Origin of the sequence: Arthrobacter sp. OAP107 (assembly GCF_040546765.1) — a bacterium.
Taxonomy (GTDB): Bacteria; Actinomycetota; Actinomycetes; order Actinomycetales; family Micrococcaceae; genus Arthrobacter.
Genome location: NZ_JBEPOK010000001.1, coordinates 3,574,577 through 3,591,470 on the forward strand (window position 1 = coordinate 3,574,577; position 16,894 = coordinate 3,591,470).

16 protein-coding genes are annotated in these 16,894 nt (G+C 67.3%); 2 read left to right on the forward strand and 14 right to left on the reverse strand.

The features are described 5' to 3' along the window. Window positions 1-2: 2 nt before the first annotated feature. From ABIE00_RS16435 to dxr, 7 genes are all read right to left on the reverse strand, one after another. Window positions 3-890: a GNAT family N-acetyltransferase gene (locus tag ABIE00_RS16435; protein ID WP_331574162.1), complete on the reverse strand. Its 888-nt coding sequence runs from the start codon at window positions 888-890 to the stop codon at window positions 3-5. Then, complete coding sequence (gene ispG, locus ABIE00_RS16440) at window positions 853-2,019, reverse strand: flavodoxin-dependent (E)-4-hydroxy-3-methylbut-2-enyl-diphosphate synthase (RefSeq protein WP_331573793.1); 1,167 nt, start codon at window positions 2,017-2,019, stop codon at window positions 853-855. Before ispG ends, ABIE00_RS16435 begins: the two co-directional genes overlap by 38 nt. 39 nt (window positions 2,020-2,058) lie before the next feature. Then, complete coding sequence (locus ABIE00_RS16445; RefSeq protein WP_354261805.1) at window positions 2,059-2,352, reverse strand: YciI family protein; 294 nt, start codon at window positions 2,350-2,352, stop codon at window positions 2,059-2,061. 24 nt (window positions 2,353-2,376) lie between these two features. Further along, a complete protein-coding gene (locus tag ABIE00_RS16450; protein ID WP_354261806.1) occupies window positions 2,377-2,916 on the reverse strand; it encodes a hypothetical protein in 540 nt (179 codons plus the stop codon). Further along, window positions 2,913-3,638 carry a MarR family transcriptional regulator gene (locus ABIE00_RS16455; protein WP_354261807.1) on the reverse strand — a complete coding sequence of 242 codons (726 nt, stop codon included), beginning with the start codon at window positions 3,636-3,638 and terminating at the stop codon, window positions 2,913-2,915. The genes ABIE00_RS16450 and ABIE00_RS16455 overlap by 4 nt, the downstream gene beginning before the upstream one ends. An 87-nt stretch (window positions 3,639-3,725) precedes the next feature. Next, on the reverse strand, window positions 3,726-5,057 hold the full coding sequence (locus ABIE00_RS16460) for a M50 family metallopeptidase (RefSeq protein ID WP_354261808.1): 1,332 nt from the start codon (window positions 5,055-5,057) through the stop codon (window positions 3,726-3,728). A gap of 19 nt (window positions 5,058-5,076) precedes the next feature. Continuing rightward, a complete protein-coding gene (gene dxr, locus ABIE00_RS16465) occupies window positions 5,077-6,291 on the reverse strand; it encodes a 1-deoxy-D-xylulose-5-phosphate reductoisomerase (RefSeq protein WP_354261809.1) in 1,215 nt (404 codons plus the stop codon). Between the two features lie 106 nt (window positions 6,292-6,397). On the opposite strand from dxr, the gene ABIE00_RS16470 reads away from it, so the two are divergent. Then, the gene (locus ABIE00_RS16470) at window positions 6,398-7,843 is read left to right on the forward strand and encodes a lipase maturation factor family protein (RefSeq protein ID WP_354261810.1); all 1,446 of its coding nucleotides are present in this window, start codon (window positions 6,398-6,400) and stop codon (window positions 7,841-7,843) included. Window positions 7,844-8,009: 166 nt separating this feature from the next. Here the strand turns inward: ABIE00_RS16470 and ABIE00_RS16475 are convergent, their stop codons facing one another. Genes ABIE00_RS16475 through ABIE00_RS16505 form a run of 7 tightly spaced genes read right to left on the reverse strand, consistent with a single transcriptional unit; the run spans window position 8,010 to window position 16,024 of the window. Beyond that, window positions 8,010-8,840: an HpcH/HpaI aldolase/citrate lyase family protein gene (locus ABIE00_RS16475; RefSeq protein ID WP_354261811.1), complete on the reverse strand. Its 831-nt coding sequence runs from the start codon at window positions 8,838-8,840 to the stop codon at window positions 8,010-8,012. 15 nt (window positions 8,841-8,855) lie between these two features. Further along, a complete protein-coding gene (locus ABIE00_RS16480; RefSeq protein WP_354261812.1) occupies window positions 8,856-9,407 on the reverse strand; it encodes a MaoC family dehydratase in 552 nt (183 codons plus the stop codon). Then, window positions 9,404-10,144: a CoA transferase subunit B gene (locus ABIE00_RS16485; RefSeq protein ID WP_003805903.1), complete on the reverse strand. Its 741-nt coding sequence runs from the start codon at window positions 10,142-10,144 to the stop codon at window positions 9,404-9,406. Before ABIE00_RS16485 ends, ABIE00_RS16480 begins: the two co-directional genes overlap by 4 nt. A gap of 2 nt (window positions 10,145-10,146) precedes the next feature. Continuing rightward, on the reverse strand, window positions 10,147-10,989 hold the full coding sequence (locus ABIE00_RS16490; protein ID WP_354261813.1) for a CoA transferase subunit A: 843 nt from the start codon (window positions 10,987-10,989) through the stop codon (window positions 10,147-10,149). A 55-nt stretch (window positions 10,990-11,044) separates the two neighbouring features. Then, window positions 11,045-12,220, reverse strand: a complete 1,176-nt coding sequence (locus ABIE00_RS16495; protein ID WP_354261814.1) for an acyl-CoA dehydrogenase family protein — start codon at window positions 12,218-12,220, stop codon at window positions 11,045-11,047. A gap of 2 nt (window positions 12,221-12,222) precedes the next feature. Further along, window positions 12,223-14,409, reverse strand: coding sequence for an acetyl/propionyl/methylcrotonyl-CoA carboxylase subunit alpha (locus ABIE00_RS16500; RefSeq protein WP_354261815.1), 2,187 nt, complete (start codon window positions 14,407-14,409; stop codon window positions 12,223-12,225). Window positions 14,410-14,416: 7 nt separating this feature from the next. Next, window positions 14,417-16,024, reverse strand: coding sequence for a carboxyl transferase domain-containing protein (locus ABIE00_RS16505; protein ID WP_354261816.1), 1,608 nt, complete (start codon window positions 16,022-16,024; stop codon window positions 14,417-14,419). 144 nt (window positions 16,025-16,168) lie between these two features. Between ABIE00_RS16505 and ABIE00_RS16510 the strand changes: the two genes are divergently transcribed. Continuing rightward, on the forward strand, window positions 16,169-16,843 hold the full coding sequence (locus tag ABIE00_RS16510) for an SACE_7040 family transcriptional regulator (RefSeq protein WP_354261817.1): 675 nt from the start codon (window positions 16,169-16,171) through the stop codon (window positions 16,841-16,843). Window positions 16,844-16,894 lie beyond the last annotated feature (51 nt).

Below are 16,894 nucleotides of genomic sequence, written 5' to 3' on the forward strand. Positions count from 1 at the left end.
GGCTAGAAGAGAACTGTAGCGAAGGTCCCCACCTGGCGGAAGCCAACACGTTCGTACGTGGCCCGCGCCCGCGAGTTGTAGTCATTGACGTACAGGCTGGTGACGGGAGCCATTTTCTGGGCCAGCAGCACCACGGCCGCCATGTAGCCGGCACTCAGGCCGAGTCCCCGGTGGCTGGGATTCATCCATACGCCCTGCACCTGGGTGACCTCGGCGGTGACGGCACCGAGCTCGGCCTTGAACACGACTTCGCCGTCCTTCAGGTGGACCAGGGAGTGGCCCTGGCGGATCAGGCCCGCCACCCGGCGGCTGTAGAAGTCGCGGCCGCCGAGGTAGGGCGAATAGCCAACTTCTTCCTCGAACATCGCCGCACAAGCGGGGAGGATGGCGTCAAAATCTGCATACTGCCCGTACCCGAGCTCCCAGTTTGGTTCCACGGCCGGGGCACCGGTGATGGTCATGAGCGGCTGGTCGGGCCGCACCTCGTGGGCAACGTGGCCAAGCTCCTCCAGGTGGCGGTGCAGGGAAAGGACCGTGGCGGCCGGTCCGAAGATCGACGCGTACCGGCGCCCTGAGCGGTGGGCCGCCGCGGCCACCGCTCCGGCCAGTTCCGGGTCGAGCTGGACCGGGACAAGGTTGGCGCCTGCCCAGCAGGCGCCAACCAGCACGTCGTCGTCGAAAACGCCCAGGACGTTGGCCCCGCCCGGGGTGGGTGCGGCGGAGTCCGTTGACTCCAGGTGCGCCAGAATGAACACGTTGGCCACAGGATCAATCTCCGCCAGTTCGCGCAGTTGACGGGTGTCCGCAACACCCAGTACCCGGACGGTGGAACCGTCCGGCGCGGCGCCGTCCTTATGAGACGCTAACCACGGGGCTACCCTTGACAGCATCTTCGCCATCGGCCTCCCCCATCTCTTCCGCGATACGCATGGCCTCTTCGATCAGTGTCTCAACAATCTGGCTCTCGGGGACAGTCTTGATGACCTCGCCCTTCACAAAAATCTGGCCCTTGCCGTTGCCGGAGGCGACGCCGAGGTCGGCTTCCCGTGCTTCACCCGGACCGTTGACGACGCAGCCCATGACGGCGACCCGCAGCGGGATCTCCATTCCCTCGAGCCCTGCAGTGACCTGCTCGGCGAGCGTGTAGACGTCCACCTGGGCACGCCCGCAGGACGGGCACGAGACGATTTCCAGCTTGCGGGGGCGCAGGTTCAGTGACTGCAGGATCTGGTTGCCCACCTTGATCTCCTCGACAGGAGGCGCGGAGAGGGACACGCGGATGGTGTCGCCGATGCCGCGCGAGAGGAGGGCGCCGAAGGCCGTGGCCGACTTGATGGTTCCCTGGAAGGCGGGGCCGGCCTCCGTCACGCCGAGGTGCAGCGGCCAGTCGCCCTTCTCGGCGAGCATTTCATAGGCCGCCACCATGACCACCGGGTCATTGTGCTTGACGGAGATCTTGAAGTCGTGGAAGCCGTGCTCCTCGAACAGCGAGGCTTCCCAGACGGCCGATTCGACCAGGGCCTCCGGGGTGGCCTTGCCGTACTTCTTCAGGATGCCCGGCTCCAGCGACCCCGCGTTCACACCGATGCGGATGGACGTGCCGTGGTCCTTGGCCGCCGCGGCGATCTCCTTGACCTGGTCGTCGAACTTGCGGATGTTGCCCGGGTTGACGCGCACTGCCGCGCAGCCCGCCTCGATGGCCGCGAAGACGTACTTCGGCTGGAAGTGGATGTCGGCGATGACCGGGATCTGCGACTTCCGGGCGATGATCGGCAGCGCTTCAGCGTCGTCGGCCGACGGGCAGGCCACGCGGACGATGTCGCAGCCGGACGCGGTCAGCTCGGCGATCTGCTGCAGTGTGGCGTTGATGTCCGTGGTGGGCGTGGTGGTCATCGACTGCACGCTGATGGGGAAATCGGAACCGACGCCGACGGAGCCCACTTTGATCTGGCGCGTCTTGCGGCGCGGGGCAAGAACGGGCGGCGGTGCGGATGGCATTCCCAGGCTGACCGAGGTCACGTGGACTCCTTGAATTCGAAAATCGGTAGTGCGGGGCGGCTAGGCTGCGTGCTCAGCCAGGAGGCCGGTTACGGGCGCCCATTCGGTGGTCCGGGTTCCGGAAATAACGCCCGCAGCAGCGAAGGGATCCTGCCGCAGGAGCTCGTTGAGTGCAGCTTCGTCGGCCGCCTTGAAAATGAGCAGGGCTCCCGCGCCGTCGCCGTAGGGTCCGCTGGCAAGAAGCGTGCCGTCCTGCGCCAGACCTGCAGTCCATTCGCGGTGGGCGGGCCGGGTGGCCGCACGCGTTTCGGAGGACTCGGCGTCGTATACGTACTCAACAGCAAAAACAGTCATAGAGATACCCTATCCCGGGCCGGGCTAGCCGAGGAGCACGACCTTCGTGAAGGCGGCGACGCCCGCCGCCCAGAGCATGGAGGCCAGGGTGCCGATGATGAACCGCTCCGCTGCCACGGGCGTTTCCTTGAGTTCCGCGAACCGGCCCAGGCCCTTGATGGCCACCACATAGGCGATGGCCACGGGCTGCCCGGCCAGGATGGCAAGGCAGACAGCCAGCCGCTCGAGCACACCGATGATGGCCCCGCCCCGGAGGATCCTCGTGGCCGCAGCACCGCCTCCGGGTTCCGGCGCGGCGGCATTCCCGGCGTCCACTGTGATGTCGCCGTTTACCGTATTGGCCCTGTCCCCTGCGGCCGGGCTGTCAGTTGCAGTTGGGCTGCCAGCAGTGGCGGGGCCGTCCACTGTCACATCCGCGGACGGATCATCAGCGGCGTCCCGGCCGGCGGCGGCGGCATCGGCCTTGTCGTCAATGGTGCGGGCCAGCCGGAAAACCAGCGCCGTAACGGGCCAGCCCACGAACCCGGCCGTCAGCAGGGCGGCTGCGATCCAGACAGCGTTCACGGTTCTCCTCGGTTGTCGTCGCCGTCCTGTTTATCGGAGCCGGGGTCTCCAGGACTCGGGTTCTCAGGCATTAGGTTCCCCAGGATGAGGCGGTGGGCGGCGGCCAGCAGCGATTCCGCGGCCGGCCTTGCCGCCCATTCTTCCTGCCAGCCGGAGCGGAGGACGGCCCGGCTCACCGACTGTTCACTGATTCCCAGTTCCCCGGCGACCTGTTTCTGCAGTCCGTGGCGTCCAGGACCCTGCCCGGAACGGGTCCCGCTCTTCGCCCGGAGGGCGTCCACTACGCGCCACTGGGCCTCCGTCCGGTCCTGCACCAGCCTTCCGACCAGCCGCAGCACTGCCTCCGCGTTGGCGCACGCCGTGGCGGCCTCGCTGTCGCGGCTCCCTGCAACCACCGCCGCGGGGACATGGCTCGCGGCTGATTTGGCCCGTTCCACGGCCCGGCGCGCAGCGACAAAGGCGGGTCCGGATCCTTCCCGTGGGCTGGCCTCCGGCGCCAGGGTTCCCGGGCCCACGCCGATTCCCACGTACCAGTGGCCGCTCCGCAGGGCATGCAGAGCCACGTCAACCACGAGTGCCGGGTCCTGAAGAACCCCCTGCACTTCGTCGCCGACGGAGCGTTCGAAGCGGACACCATAGTGGCTGCCGAGGTCTCCGAGGAGCTCAGGCACCCTGTCCACGTCATGGCTGCTGCCACGCTGGTCGATGGTCAGAACGTACATGGCTAAACCATATCCAGCCTATATTTACAAATCAATCATTCCGGGCTGATTTTTGCCTATCAGCCAGAAAAAGGTGATCTATGAACATCAGCCAAACAAATTCACCGGCTTCACGATGTCCGCGTAGATCAGCAGCGCGCCCATGCCCATGAGCAGCGCGGCCACCACGTAGGTCACCGGCAGCAGCTTCGCGATGTCAAAGGCGCCCGGATCCGGTTTCCCGAAAAGCCTGGCCACCCGCCGCCGCACGGCCTCGTACAGTGCACCGGCGACGTGTCCGCCGTCGAGCGGGAGCAACGGGATCAGGTTGAATACGGCAAGGGCAAAGTTCAGCCCGGCGAGCAGTCCCACCAAGGCGGCCAGCCGCGCCTGGGCGGGGACTTCCTCCATGGCGGCCACCTCGCCCGCCACGCGGCCCACGCCCACCACACTGATGGGGCCGTTGGGGTCGCGGGGTTCTTCGCTGAACGCCGCCTTGGCAACGCCAACTACCCGGGACGGCAGGTTGAGCACCACCCCGGCCACCTGCTTGATGTTCTCCCCTGCCATGGGCAGGACGGTCGACGCCGGCTGGGGAACCAGGGCGGTCTGCGCACCGATGCCAAGGAAGCCGACGTCCTGGTACAGGAGCTTTCCGGCGTCGTCCTTCGCCTGGCGCCCGTCCGCTCCGACCACCGGGCGTGCGGACAGGACAGGCGTGACGGTGCTGGTCACCGGCGAACCGTTGCGCTCCACGGTGATGGACACTTCCTTGCCGGCCGAAGCCCGGATCCAGCCCGTCAGCTGGTCCCAGCTGGTGACTGGTTTCCCGTCGAAGGCCGTGATGACGTCATTGGGCTTGAGCTGGGCTGCAGCTGCCGGCGTCGGCTTGCAGTCCGCAGAGTTTGGGTCGACGGTCTCGCCCGCCTTCACCTGGCACTTTGAAACATCGGCGATGGTGGTGGTGGGCTCGGAAATGCCGAAGCCCATGAGCAGCACTGCCGTCAGCACGAGGCCGATCAGCAGGTTCATGGCCGGGCCGCCGAGCATGATGATGATCTTCTTCCAGACCGGGAGCCCGTAGAACACACGGTGCTCATCCCCGGGTCCCACATCCTCATGCGCCATGGAGCGGGCCTCACTGGCCAGCGTCTGGAACATGCCGGTGCTAGACGGACGCACTGAACCGTCCTCCTTGTTGGGCGGGTACATGCCGATCATCGACACGTAGCCGCCCAGCGGCAGCGCCTTGAAGCCGTACTCGGTCTCGCCCTTTTTGGTCGACCAGAGGGTGGGGCCGAAGCCGATCATGTACTTGGTGACACGCACCTTGAACAGCTTGGCGGGCACCAGGTGGCCCACCTCATGCAGCGCAATCGATACCGCGATGCCGACCGCCACAAAGACGACACCAAGGATGAAGAGGATGACGGGACTCATGCTTCAGATCTACTGCTTCCTAGAGACTGCTCACTGCTAAACGTTCGTGGGTGCGCGCACGTGCCCATTTCTCAGCATCGAGCACGGATCCGACCGTCAGCCCGGAGGAACCCGAGTGTTCGCTGAGGATGGCCTCGATAGTGTCCACGATGCGCGTGAACCGGATGTGCCCGGCGTGGAAGGCCGTCACGGCTTCTTCATTGGCGGCGTTGAACACTGCGGGATAGGTGCTTCCCTGCCGCGCGGCGTCCTTGGCCAGCCGAACGGCGGGGAACGCGGTGGAGTCCAGCGGCTCGAACGTCCAGCTGGTGGCGCGCGTCCAGTCGCAGGGGGCTGCGGCGTGGGGAACCCGGTCAGGCCAGCCCAGGCCAAGTGCGATCGGCAGGCGCATGTCCGGCGGCGACGCCTGGGCGATGGTGGAACCGTCCACGAACTGCACCATCGAGTGGATCACGGACTGCGGATGGACCACGACGTCGATCCTGTCCAGCGGGATGTCGAAGAGCAGGTGCGCCTCGATGACTTCAAGGCCCTTGTTCACCAGACTGGCGGAGTTGGTGGTGACCATCAGGCCCATGTCCCACGTGGGGTGCGCCAGCGCCTCCTCGGGCGTCACGGCGAAGAGCTGTTCGCGGGTCCGGCCGCGGAAGGGGCCGCCCGAGGCAGTCAGGATGAGTTTCTCCACTTCTGCAGCGGTCCCGGAGCGCAGGCACTGGGCAATGGCGGAGTGCTCGGAGTCAACCGGCACGATCTGTCCGTCCGCGGCGGCGGCCTTGACCAGGGAACCGCCAACGATCAGGGACTCCTTGTTGGCCAGCGCCAGGGTGGCGCCGGATTCCAGCGCGGCGAGCGTGGGCGCCAGCCCGATCGAGCCCGTGATGCCGTTGAGCACCACGTCCGCCTTCACGGCGGCGATGGTGGTTGAGGCGTCGGGTCCGGCGATGATCTCGGGACGGTACTCGCGCAACCCGGCCGCACGGGCGGCGTCGTTGATCAGGGCCCGGAGGCGTCCGGGATCGCCTTCGGCGATGCCCACGGCACCGGCACGGGTGTGCACGGCCTGCCGGGCAAGAAGTTCGAGGTTGCCGCCCCCGGCGCTCAGCGCCACGACCTCAAAAAGGTGAGGCGCGCCGTCGACGACGTCAATCGCCTGGGTGCCGATGGAACCGGTGGATCCGAGAATGACGATGGTGCGCGGCTGGCTGGCTGGACGGCTGGAGCCGGAAGTCTGCATGGCTTAAGTATCCCGCACCGCCGGTGGCCGACGGACGGGGACGCGGGATCCAAAGGGCGGCCGGCAGCACCTTGACGCGCTTCCGCGCCGGGGTAACGTGGTGCCCGTGGACTGGGCCGCATGGTTCGATGCGCCGGACTATGAATTCGCCCGGCAGGTGCTGCAGCGCGGTGTCGCCGCACTCTATTTTGTTGCGTTCCTCTCCTCCCTCAACCAGTTCCCCGCCCTTCTCGGCGAGCGCGGGCTCCTTCCTGTTCCGGACTATCTGAAATCCTTTAGCCGGATGCGCAGGCCCACGTTGTTCCGCTGGCGCTACTCAGACCGGCTGTTCCGGGCCGTCTGCGCAGTGGGTCTGGTCATCTCCGGCGTTCTGGTCCTCGGTCTCCCCCAGCTGGGCCCGCCCTGGCTGCCGCTGATCGCGTTCCTGGCGCTGTGGCTGCTGTACATGTCGGTGGTCAACGTGGGCCAGACGTTTTATGGGTTCGGCTGGGAGATGCTGCTGCTGGAGGCAGGCTTCACCGTGGCCTTCCTGGGATCAGACCAGACCGATCCCCCGCGGACCATCCTGATCCTCGTGGCCTGGCTGGTGTTCCGGCTGGAATTCGGTGCCGGCATGATCAAGATCCGCGGCGGCCGCGAGTGGCGTGACCTCACCGCGCTGTACTACCACCACGAGACCCAGCCGATGCCCGGCCCCCTGAGCCGGCAGGCGCATCTGCTGCCGAAGCCCTTCCACCGGCTGGAGGTGGTGGGTAACCACTTCGCCCAGCTCGTGGTGCCGTTCTTCCTCTTCGCACCCCAGCCGCTGGGCAGCATCGCGGCGGGCATCATCATCTTCACCCAGCTGTGGCTGGTGGCCAGCGGCAATTTTGCGTGGCTGAACTGGATAGCGATCGTGCTGGCCTTCGCCGGCGTCAGCGATACCGTGGCGCACGCGGTGCTCCCGGTCATTCCGCTGGACTGGCACACCACCGGGGAGACGCCGCTGTGGTGGCTTCTCATCACGCTGGCCGCGTCGCTGCTCCTGGTGGTGCTGAGCTACTGGCCCATCCGCAACCTGTTCTCCCAGTACCAGCTGATGAACGCCAGCTTCAACCGCTGGCAGCTGGTGAACACCTACGGTGCGTTCGGCACGGTAACCAAGCAGCGCATCGAGGTGGCGGTGGAGGGCACCCTGGACGAGGAGCCGGACGCGGCGGCCGACTGGCGCGAGTACGGGTTCAAGGGAAAACCCGGCGACGTGCACCGGCTCCCCCGCCAGTGGGCTCCCTACCATCTGCGGCTGGACTGGCTCATGTGGTTCCTGCCCCTGCGCACGGTCCACGAGGAATGGTTCTACGCCTTCCTCGGCAAGCTCCTTGAGGCGGACGCAGCCATGCTGCGACTGCTGCGCTATGACCCGTTCGACGGCGAGCGCCCCCGCTGGGTGCGCGCCCGCACCTACCTCTACCGCTTCGCCACCCGGGCGGAGTTCCGGGAAACCGGCCAGCGCTGGATCCGGACGCCGCTCTATGAAGCGATCCCGCCCATTTCCCTGCGGGCAGGCAAATAACCGCTGCCGGACATACGCCGTCCGGCAGACAGGGGCTCCGACGGCCGGCTCCGACGGCGGCTGCCAGACTGCTTGGCGGCCAGACTGCTTGGCGGCCAGACTGCTTGGCGGCCAGACTGCTTGGCGGCCAGACTGCTTGGGTGCCAGACTGCTTGGTTGTGCGAGGCTACCGGGCCCTGCGGAGCACCGACTCCGCGTGCCGCAGGATGGGGCCATCGATCATCCGGCCCTGGTATTGGAACACGCCGGTCCCGGCTTCCTTTGCCGCCTCCAGCAGGTGCGTGGCCGCGGCAATGTCCTCGCCCGAGGGCGCATAGGCGGCCCGAACGGCGGCCACCTGGCTGGGGTGGATGCAGGCTTTGGAGCCGAACCCGGACGCGGCGGCATCCCGGGCCTCCGCCGCGAGCCCGTCAAGGTCCGGAATGTTCACGTAGACGGCATCGACGGCCTGCTTGCCGGCGGCACCGGCTGCCAGCAGCACGGAGGAGCGGGCGTGCAGTGCAACGGCGCGGTAGCCGCCGTCGTCGTTCCTGCTGGACGTGCCGCCGAGGGAGGCGAGCAGGTCTTCCGCCCCCCACATCATGGCCACCACGTTCGGTTCAGCGGCAATGGCGGGTGCGTGGACCACGCCCGCGGCCGTCTCGCACAGGGCAATCACGTGGAAGTCCGGCAAAGCCCGGAGGTGGCTGGCACTCTCCGCTTTGGCGAGCATGACGGTGCGGTAGGGCGTGTGGGCCAGGCAGTGCAGGTCCTTCTCGAAGTCCTCCGTGCCGGCCGGGTTGATCCTGATGATGGTCCGGCTGGGGTCGAGTTCCGGGCCCTCGCCGGAGCCGCCGAGCTGGGCCAGGATGGCGCCCCGTGCCCGCTGCTTGTCCGGCGCGGCCACGGCATCCTCGAGGTCCAGGATGACGGCGTCGGCACGCTCGGCGGCCTTTTGGAAGCGTTCGGGACGGTCGGCAGGGCAGAAAAGCAGGGCGGGGCCCATCACAAAAGTCATAGCTCCATTGTCCGATTATTTGCCCCGCTGCGCCTCTATATGCGCCTCGCGCGTCCACATCAGGCAGCTCCGTGTGGCCAGTGCAACCACGGTTCCGTCCTGGTTGCGGCCGGTGTGCTGCATGGTGACCACGCCCTGCCCGGGCCGTGACCCGGAACGCCGTTTGCCGGTGATGACGGTCTCCGTATACAGCGTGTCGCCGTGGTAGAGCGGGTGCGGGAAGGAGACGTCGGTAAGCCCCAGCTGCGCAATGATGGTCCCCTGCGTCAGCTGGCCGACGGACTGCCCCACCACCGTGGCCAGCGTGAACATGGAGTTGACCAGCCGCTGGCCGAAGGGCTGCCCCGCACTCCAGGCCGCGTCCAGGTGCAGCCCCTGCGTGTTCATGGTCATGGTGGTGAACAGCACGTTGTCTGTCTCCGTGACGGTGCGCCCGGGCCGGTGGGCGTAGACGACGTCTTCCTCGAGTTCCTCGAAGTAGAGTCCGCGCTGCTCGACGACGCGGGCGCCGCCACTGGTGGAGTCCGCCGAAACCCCGGCAGCACTCTGTTCAGGCTTGGGCGTCATACGGTGAGTTCCTGGTCTTCCTCGTACAGCTCCGCGCCGGTGGCCGCGGCAACATCCTCCGCCGACACGTTGGGGGCGAGTTCGCGCAGGACCAGGCCGTCGGGGGTCACGTCGAGGACGGCGAGGTCGGTGATGATCCGATCCACGCAGGCCTTGCCCGTCAACGGCAGGGAGCAGCGGTCCACGATCTTCGGCTTCCCGCTGCGGTCCACGTGCTCCATCATGACAATCACTTTCTTGGCGCCGAAGACCAGGTCCATGGCACCGCCCATACCCTTGACCATCTTTCCGGGGATCATCCAGTTGGCGAGGTCCCCGTTGGCTGCCACCTCCATGGCGCCGAGCACGGCCACGTCCACATGTCCGCCGCGGATCATGCCGAAGGACTGGGCGGAGTCGAAGAACGCCGCGCCCTTGTTGACGGTGACGGTCTCCTTGCCGGCGTTGATCAGGTCCGGATCCACCTCGTCCTCGCCGGGGTAGGGCCCGACGCCGAGGATGCCGTTCTCGGAGTGCAGGACCACCTCGACGCCGGCCGGGATGTAATTGGGGATCAGGGTGGGCATGCCGATACCGAGGTTGACGTACTGGCCGTTGCTGAGCTCCTGGGCCACCCGGGCGGCGAGCTCATTGCGGGTCCAGCCCTTCCCCTCCGGGTGGGAGGATGCGGCCCGGCGGTACTCGTGCCGGACGGCCTCGGGGCGGGGCGGCTCCCCCTGTGCGCTGTTCAGGTCCATGGCTACGCTCCTGCCTGTTCGGTGGTGCCGGTGGTGCCCGCCGCGGCTGTGGTTCCTGCGGTGCCGGCATTGCCCGGCTGGCCCGCCGACGCAGCTGACAGTGCTACGGTCCGTTTCTCAATGCGTTTCTCGGACTCGGGCACCACGACCACCCGCTGGACGAAGATGCCCGGCAGGTGGACGTGTTCGGGGTCCAGCTCGCCCGGTTCCACGAGTTCCTCCACCTCCGCGATGGTGATCCGTCCAGCCATGGCGCAGAGCGGGTTGAAGTTCATGGCGGTGGCATGGAAGACCAGGTTCCCGTGGCGGTCGCCCTTCCAGGCGTGGACTAGCCCGTAGTCGGGGGTGAGGGATTCCTCCAGGACGTAATCGACGCCGTCGAAGCTCCGCACCTCCTTGGCCGGCGACGCGATGGCGATGCCGCCGTCGGCGTCGTACTTTTGCGGCAGGCCGCCGTCGGACACCTGGGTCCCCACGCCCGCCTTCGTGTAGAAGGCGGGGATGCCGGCGCCGCCGGCACGCAGCTTCTCGGCCAGGGTGCCCTGGGGGGTCAGGACCACCTCCAGTTCACCGGCGAGGTACTGCCGGGCGAACTCCTTGTTCTCCCCCACGTACGAGCTGACGGTACGGCGGATCCGGCCGTCCCGGAGGAGGATGCCCAGGCCCCAGTCGTCCACGCCGCAGTTGTTGCTCACGGTCTCCAGGTCCCTGGTGCCGCGGCGGTGCAGGGCATCGATGAGCGCCACCGGGATGCCGCACAGTCCAAAACCCCCGACGGCGAGGGACGCACCGTCGGATATGTCGGCGACCGCTTCGTCAGCGCTGGCAACAACCTTGTCAATCATCGTTGATCCTTTCGGCGTCTCCACAGACTCTCGACAGACACGGCCACCGGGCCTGTTACAGCCCCAGTTCCCGGGCGATCAGCATCAGCTGGACCTCCGTGGTGCCCTCCCCGACCTCCAGGATCTTGGAGTCCCGGTAGTGGCGCGCCACGGTGAACTCGTTGATGAAGCCATAGCCGCCGAATACCTGGGTGGCATCCCGCGAATTGTCCATGGCCGCCTCGCCTGCGACCATCTTAGCTATGGCCGCCTGCGTCTTGAACGGCTTGCCGGCGAGCATCCGGGCCGCCGCATCGTAGTACGCAAGACGGGCCGTATGGGACCGTGCCTGCATGCGGGCAATCTTGAAGGCGATGGCCTGGTGCTTTCCGATATTGGTCCCAAAGGCGCTGCGGTCCTTGGCATAGCGGACGGAGAGATCCACGCAGCCCTGGGCCGCGCCGGTGGCCAGGGCAGCGATGGCGATCCTGCCCTCATCCAGGATGGACAGGAAGTTGGCGTAGCCGCGGCCCCGCTCGCCCAGCAGGTTCCCCTCGGGAACGGTGACGTCGCGCAGCGTCAGCGGGTGTGTATCCGAGGCGTTCCAGCCCACCTTGTTGTACGCCTTCTCCGCTTTGAAGCCGGGTGTATCTGTGGGCACCAGGATGGTGGAGATTTCCTTCTTGATACTGCCGTCCTTGCGTTCCTGCTGGCCCGTGACGGCGGTGACGGTCACCAGCTTGCTGATGTCCGTTCCCGAGTTGGTGATGAATTCCTTATTGCCGTTGATGACCCAGTTTCTTGCCTCTCCGTCGCCTTCCAGCCGGGCCGTGGTCTTGGTGCCGCCGGCGTCGGAGCCGGCCTCCGGTTCGGTGAGGCCGAAGCCGGCGAGCGCCTTTCCGGATGCGAGCAGCGGCAACCATTCCTGCTTCTGGGCCTCGGTGCCGAAGCGGTAAACGGGCATGGCGCCAAGAGACACGCCTGCCTCCAGCGTGATGGCCACGGATTGGTCCACCCGCCCCAGCTGTTCCAGCGCAAGGGCCAGCGCGAAGTAGTCGCCGCCCATGCCGCCGTATTCCTCCGGGAACGGCAGGCCGAACAGCCCCATGTCCGCCATTTGCGAGACCACTTCGTAGGGGAAGCTGTGTTCCTCGTCGTGCTTGGTGGAGACGGGGGCCACCACCTCGTCGGCGAATTCGCGGACAGTCTTGCTGAGGTCCTGGTATTCCTCGCTGAGGTCAAAATCGGCCATGGCTAGGCCTCCTTACGTTCTTCTGCTGGTTCGTGGGTTGCGGGCTGTTCCGCGTGAATGGTGGCGACGACCTGGTCGGCCTTGACCAGATCGCCCGTGGCGACGCTGATGTGGACGGTGCCCGCGACCTCGGCCACGAGCTGGTGCTCCATCTTCATGGCCTCCACGGACACCAGCACCTGGCCGGACTCCACCGGGTCTCCGTCCTTCACGGCAACGGAGACGACGGTTCCGGGCATGGGTGAGCGGACTTCGGGATCGGCGGCGCCCTCTTCCCGTTCGACGGCGGCCAGGACCCGCTCCAGGCGGGACTCACGGGTGAGGACTTCGAGCCCGCAGGACCAGCCGCCGCTGCCCACGTAAATCCTGGTGGGCACTTCCCGGCGGTTTCCGGCGCCGGCACGGGGGCCCGGGGATTCACCAATGGCGAAGGTGTGCTCCTGGCCCTCCATCTCGAACGTGATGACGGCGGTCCTCGCCGGCCACAGGACCCGGACAGGGCGCTCCGGCCCGTCGTCGACGCGGACCAGGGCACGGCCGTCATCTGCGCCGCCGTCGCCCTGCGGGGTGATGGCCACGGTGGCCATGGCACCGCCGGGAAGGCCGAAGCTGGTCCGCCAGGCCGCGGGGGCGCCGAGGCGCCAGCCCCGGGCACTGTCCCAGGGCGCCCGGACCCTGGTCCGTCCACCGAGGGGGGCAGAGGCCACGACGTCGCCCAGCCACAGCCGCAGCGCCGCCGCCGTGAGTTCAGTGCCGCCGATCTCGCGGAACTCCAGCTCCGGCATCTTGCGGTCAATGAGCGTGGTGTCCAAGCGGCCGGCCCGGACGTCGTCGTCGTTAATCAGGAGCCGCAGGTATTCCACGTTGGTGTCGATGCCCAGGACGGTGTACCGCTCCAGCGCCGCGTCCAGCTTGTCCAGGGCGGCCTTGCGGTCCGTTCCCCAGGCGATGACCTTGGACAGCATGGGGTCGTAGTCGCTGGAGATTTCGAGCCCCGGCAGCAGCGATGAGTCGATCCGTACGCCCTGGCTTTGGGCGCCCGGCGAGCCCAGGGGCCTGAAAAGGCCACCGTCTTCGTCGAGCAGTACTACTTCGCCCGAGGACGGCAGGAAGTTACGGTGCGGGGTCTCGGCGTAGACCCGGGCTTCCGCGGCGTGGCCGTTAAGTTCGACGTCGTCCTGCCCGACGGTGAGCATCTCACCGGCGGCGATGCGCACCTGCCATTCAACGAGGTCGTTGCCGGTGACCATTTCCGTCACCGGATGTTCCACCTGGAGGCGGGTGTTCATTTCCATGAAGAAGAATTCGTCCGGGGAGTCGTCCGAAACCAGGAACTCCACGGTGCCGGCGCCGGTGTAGTGGACGCTGCGGGCCGCCTGGCATGCGGCCTCGCCGATCTTCGCGCGGACTGCCTCGCCGTCGGACAGGGATTCCAGCAGCGGTGACGGCGCTTCCTCGATGACCTTCTGGTGCCGGCGCTGCAGGGAGCATTCGCGCTCCCCCAGGTGGATGACGTTGCCGTGCGTATCGGCCAGGACCTGCACCTCGATGTGCCGCGGGGAGGTGACCAGGCGTTCCAGGAACAGGGTGTCATCCCCGAACGCGCTGGCAGCCACCCGCCGTGCCGTGGCCAGGGCGGCCGGGAGATCCTCCGGTCGCCCCACTGCATGCATTCCCTTGCCGCCGCCGCCGGCCGAGGGCTTGATGAGCAGGGGGAAGCCCACGGCCGGGGCGGCGGCGAGGAGTTCCTCATCGGTCATGCCGGGCTCGGCGATGCCCGGGACCACCGGAACGCCGTAGCCGGCCACCTGGTTCTTCGACCGGATCTTGTCGCCCATGACCTCCAGGGCCTCCACCCCGGGGCCAATGAACGTGATGCCGGCATCCTTCAGAGCCCGGGCGAAGTCGGCGTTCTCGCTGAGGAAGCCGTAGCCGGGGTGCACGGCCTGGGCGCCGGTCTCCTGGCAGGCCCTGATGATCGCGTCGATGCTGAGATAGCTCTGGGCGGCCGCGGCGGGACCGATCCGGACGGCAGCGTCGGCGTCGCGCACGTGGCGGGCACCGGCGTCGGCATCGCTGTAGACCGCAACCGAACGGATGCCCATGGCGCGCAGCGTCCTGATTACCCGGCAGGCAATCTCGCCACGGTTGGCCACGAGGACGGTACGGAACATTGTTTCGCTGGTCATGTCAGGCTCACATCCGGAAAAGGCCGAAGGAGGTCTCCGGCAGCGGGACTCGGGACACGACGTCGAGTGCCAGGCCCAGCACGGTGCGGGTGTCCGCGGGGTCGATCACGCCGTCGTCCCACAGCCGCGCGGTTGAGTAATACGGGCTGCCCTGGTCCTCGTACTGCTGGCGGATGGGGGCCTTGAACGCCTCCTCGTCTTCGGCGGACCAGTCCTGCCCGGCCGCCTCGAACTGGTCACGCTTGACGGTCGCCAGGACGCTTGAAGCCTGGTTCCCGCCCATGACCGAGATCCGGCTGGCCGGCCACATCCAGAGGAAGCGGGGTGAATAGGCCCGGCCGCACATCGAGTAGTTGCCGGCGCCGAAGGACCCGCCGATCACCACGGTCAGCTTAGGCACGCGGGTGGTGGCAACGGCGGTAACCATCTTCGCGCCGTTCTTGGCGATCCCGCCCTGCTCATAGTCCTTGCCCACCATGAAGCCGGAGATGTTCTGCAGGAAGAGCAGCGGAATGCCGCGCTGGTCGCACAGCTCAATGAAGTGGGCGCCCTTGAGTGCCGACTCGCTGAACAGCACCCCGTTGTTGGCCACGATGCCCACGGGATGCCCGTGAAGCCTGGCGAAGCCGGTCACCAGGGTGGGCCCGTAGTTCTTTTTGAACTCGTGGAAGCGGCTGCCGTCCACCAGCCGGCCGATCACCTCGCGAACGTCGTACTGGGCATTGACGTCCGTGGGCACGGCGCCGTACAGCTGTCCGGGCGCGGCAACGGGTTCGACGGCGGTGTCCACGTCCCAGGCGGGCCCGGCGGGACCGGGCAGCGTGGCGACGATGTCGCGGACGATCTGCAGGGCGTGCTCATCGTTTTCGGCGAGGTGGTCCGTAACTCCGGAGATCCGGGAATGCACGTCGCCGCCCCCGAGTTCCTCCGCGCTGACGATCTCTCCGATGGCCGCCTTCACGAGGGGCGGCCCGCCCAGGAAGATGGTGCCCTGGTTACGGACGATAACTGTTTCATCGCTCATCGCGGGAACGTATGCGCCGCCTGCGGTGCAGGAGCCCATCACGGAAGCGATCTGCGGAATCCCGGCGGCCGACATCCTGGCCTGGTTGTAGAAGATCCGGCCGAAGTGGTCCCGGTCGGGGAAGACCTCGTCCTGCTTGGGGAGGAAGGCTCCGCCGGAATCCACGAGGTAGATGCACGGGAGCCGGTTCTCGAGCGCGATCTCCTGGGCCCGGAGGTGCTTCTTCACCGTCATGGGATAGTAGGTGCCGCCCTTGACGGTGGCGTCGTTGGAAATCACCAGCACGTGGCGGCCGTGCACCAGGCCGATGCCAGTGATGATGCCCGCACCTGGCGAATCGTCGTTGTACATGCCGTTCGCGGCCAAGGGTGCGATCTCCAGGAAGGGGCTGCCGTCGTCGAGAAGGCGGTCGATCCGCTCCCGGGGAAGCAGCTTGCCGCGGGCCATGTGCCGCTCGCGGGATTTCTCCGGGCCGCCGAGGGCGGTGGTGGCAAGACGCTTCCGCAGCTCATCGGCGAGCGCGCGCTGCGCGAGGCTGTTGGCCTCGAAGGCGCTGCCGGAGGTGTCCAGCCGGCTGGCGAGTGTCTCCATTGACCGCTTCCATTCCCGGGCACTTCCGGCGGCAGTCCTGCCGCATTTCGGTTAGTGCCTCGTAACTGAGTTTAGGTTAGTCTCTAGTAACTGTGATGTCCAACACAGGATGTTGGTAGAGTTCTTGGGTTCCGAGGAGGAAATGTGCCCACCACAGATCACGGAGAGCTCACCGCTCCTGCCCAGGCCGCTGCCGGCCATGAGGCGTCCGTCCCCACGCAGCGCAGCCGGGCGAAGGAATCCCGCCGGCAGGCGCTCCTGTCCGCTGCGGCCACGCTCTTTGCCGTCAACGGGTTCAACCGGGTCTCCCTCGAGGACCTGGGCGCCGCGGCTGGCGTGAGCGGACCCGCCGTATACCGCCACTTCCCCGGAAAACAGGCCGTACTGGGCGCGTTGCTGCTCACCGTCAGCCAGGACTTGCTCGACGGTGGCCGCCACGTGGTTGCCGATGCCGCCGATCCCTCCGCGGCGCTGGCCCGGCTGGTGCAGTTCCACGTGGACTTTGCCCTCAGCAACCCCGACGTGATCCGCGTGCAGGATCGGGATTTCAGCAACCTGGCCAGCGAGGACCAGGCACAGGTGCGGGCCCTGCAGCGCAGCTACGTGGAAGTGTGGGTGGACGTGCTTGCAGGCATCCACGGAACCACCGACACGGCCGATCTCCGCATGCGCGCCCACGCGACGTTCGGACTGATCAACTCCACTCCGCACTCGGTCCGCACCCACGGCCGGCGCGTGGCCATCAGGTCGGCGCGGCCGCTTCTCGAGAACATGGCTCTGGCGGCCCTGCTGGTGACTACAAGCCCGCTCGCGGAGTAGCCTGCTGCCCCGGCCGCCCCCTGACGGCCCACGACCTTCCGGTTTTCCTTT

Bases quoted from the DNA above. Each gene is read 5' to 3' on its own strand.
- ABIE00_RS16445 (WP_354261805.1), bottom strand. From the start codon at position 2,352: ATGACTGTTTTTGCTGTTGAGTACGTATACGACGCCGAGTCCTCCGAA.
- ABIE00_RS16485 (WP_003805903.1), bottom strand. From the start codon at position 10,144: ATGGACCTGAACAGCGCACAGGGGGAGCCGCCCCGCCCCGAGGCCGTC.
- ABIE00_RS16500 (WP_354261815.1), bottom strand. From the start codon at position 14,409: ATGACCAGCGAAACAATGTTCCGTACCGTCCTCGTGGCCAACCGTGGC.
- ABIE00_RS16495 (WP_354261814.1), bottom strand. From the start codon at position 12,220: ATGGCCGATTTTGACCTCAGCGAGGAATACCAGGACCTCAGCAAGACT.
- ABIE00_RS16475 (WP_354261811.1), bottom strand. From the start codon at position 8,840: ATGACTTTTGTGATGGGCCCCGCCCTGCTTTTCTGCCCTGCCGACCGT.
- ABIE00_RS16480 (WP_354261812.1), bottom strand. From the start codon at position 9,407: ATGACGCCCAAGCCTGAACAGAGTGCTGCCGGGGTTTCGGCGGACTCC.
- ABIE00_RS16490 (WP_354261813.1), bottom strand. From the start codon at position 10,989: ATGATTGACAAGGTTGTTGCCAGCGCTGACGAAGCGGTCGCCGACATA.
- ABIE00_RS16435 (WP_331574162.1), bottom strand. From the start codon at position 890: ATGCTGTCAAGGGTAGCCCCGTGGTTAGCGTCTCATAAGGACGGCGCC.
- ABIE00_RS16505 (WP_354261816.1), bottom strand. From the start codon at position 16,024: ATGGAGACACTCGCCAGCCGGCTGGACACCTCCGGCAGCGCCTTCGAG.
- dxr (WP_354261809.1), bottom strand. From the start codon at position 6,291: ATGCAGACTTCCGGCTCCAGCCGTCCAGCCAGCCAGCCGCGCACCATC.
- ABIE00_RS16460 (WP_354261808.1), bottom strand. From the start codon at position 5,057: ATGAGTCCCGTCATCCTCTTCATCCTTGGTGTCGTCTTTGTGGCGGTC.
- ABIE00_RS16455 (WP_354261807.1), bottom strand. From the start codon at position 3,638: ATGTACGTTCTGACCATCGACCAGCGTGGCAGCAGCCATGACGTGGAC.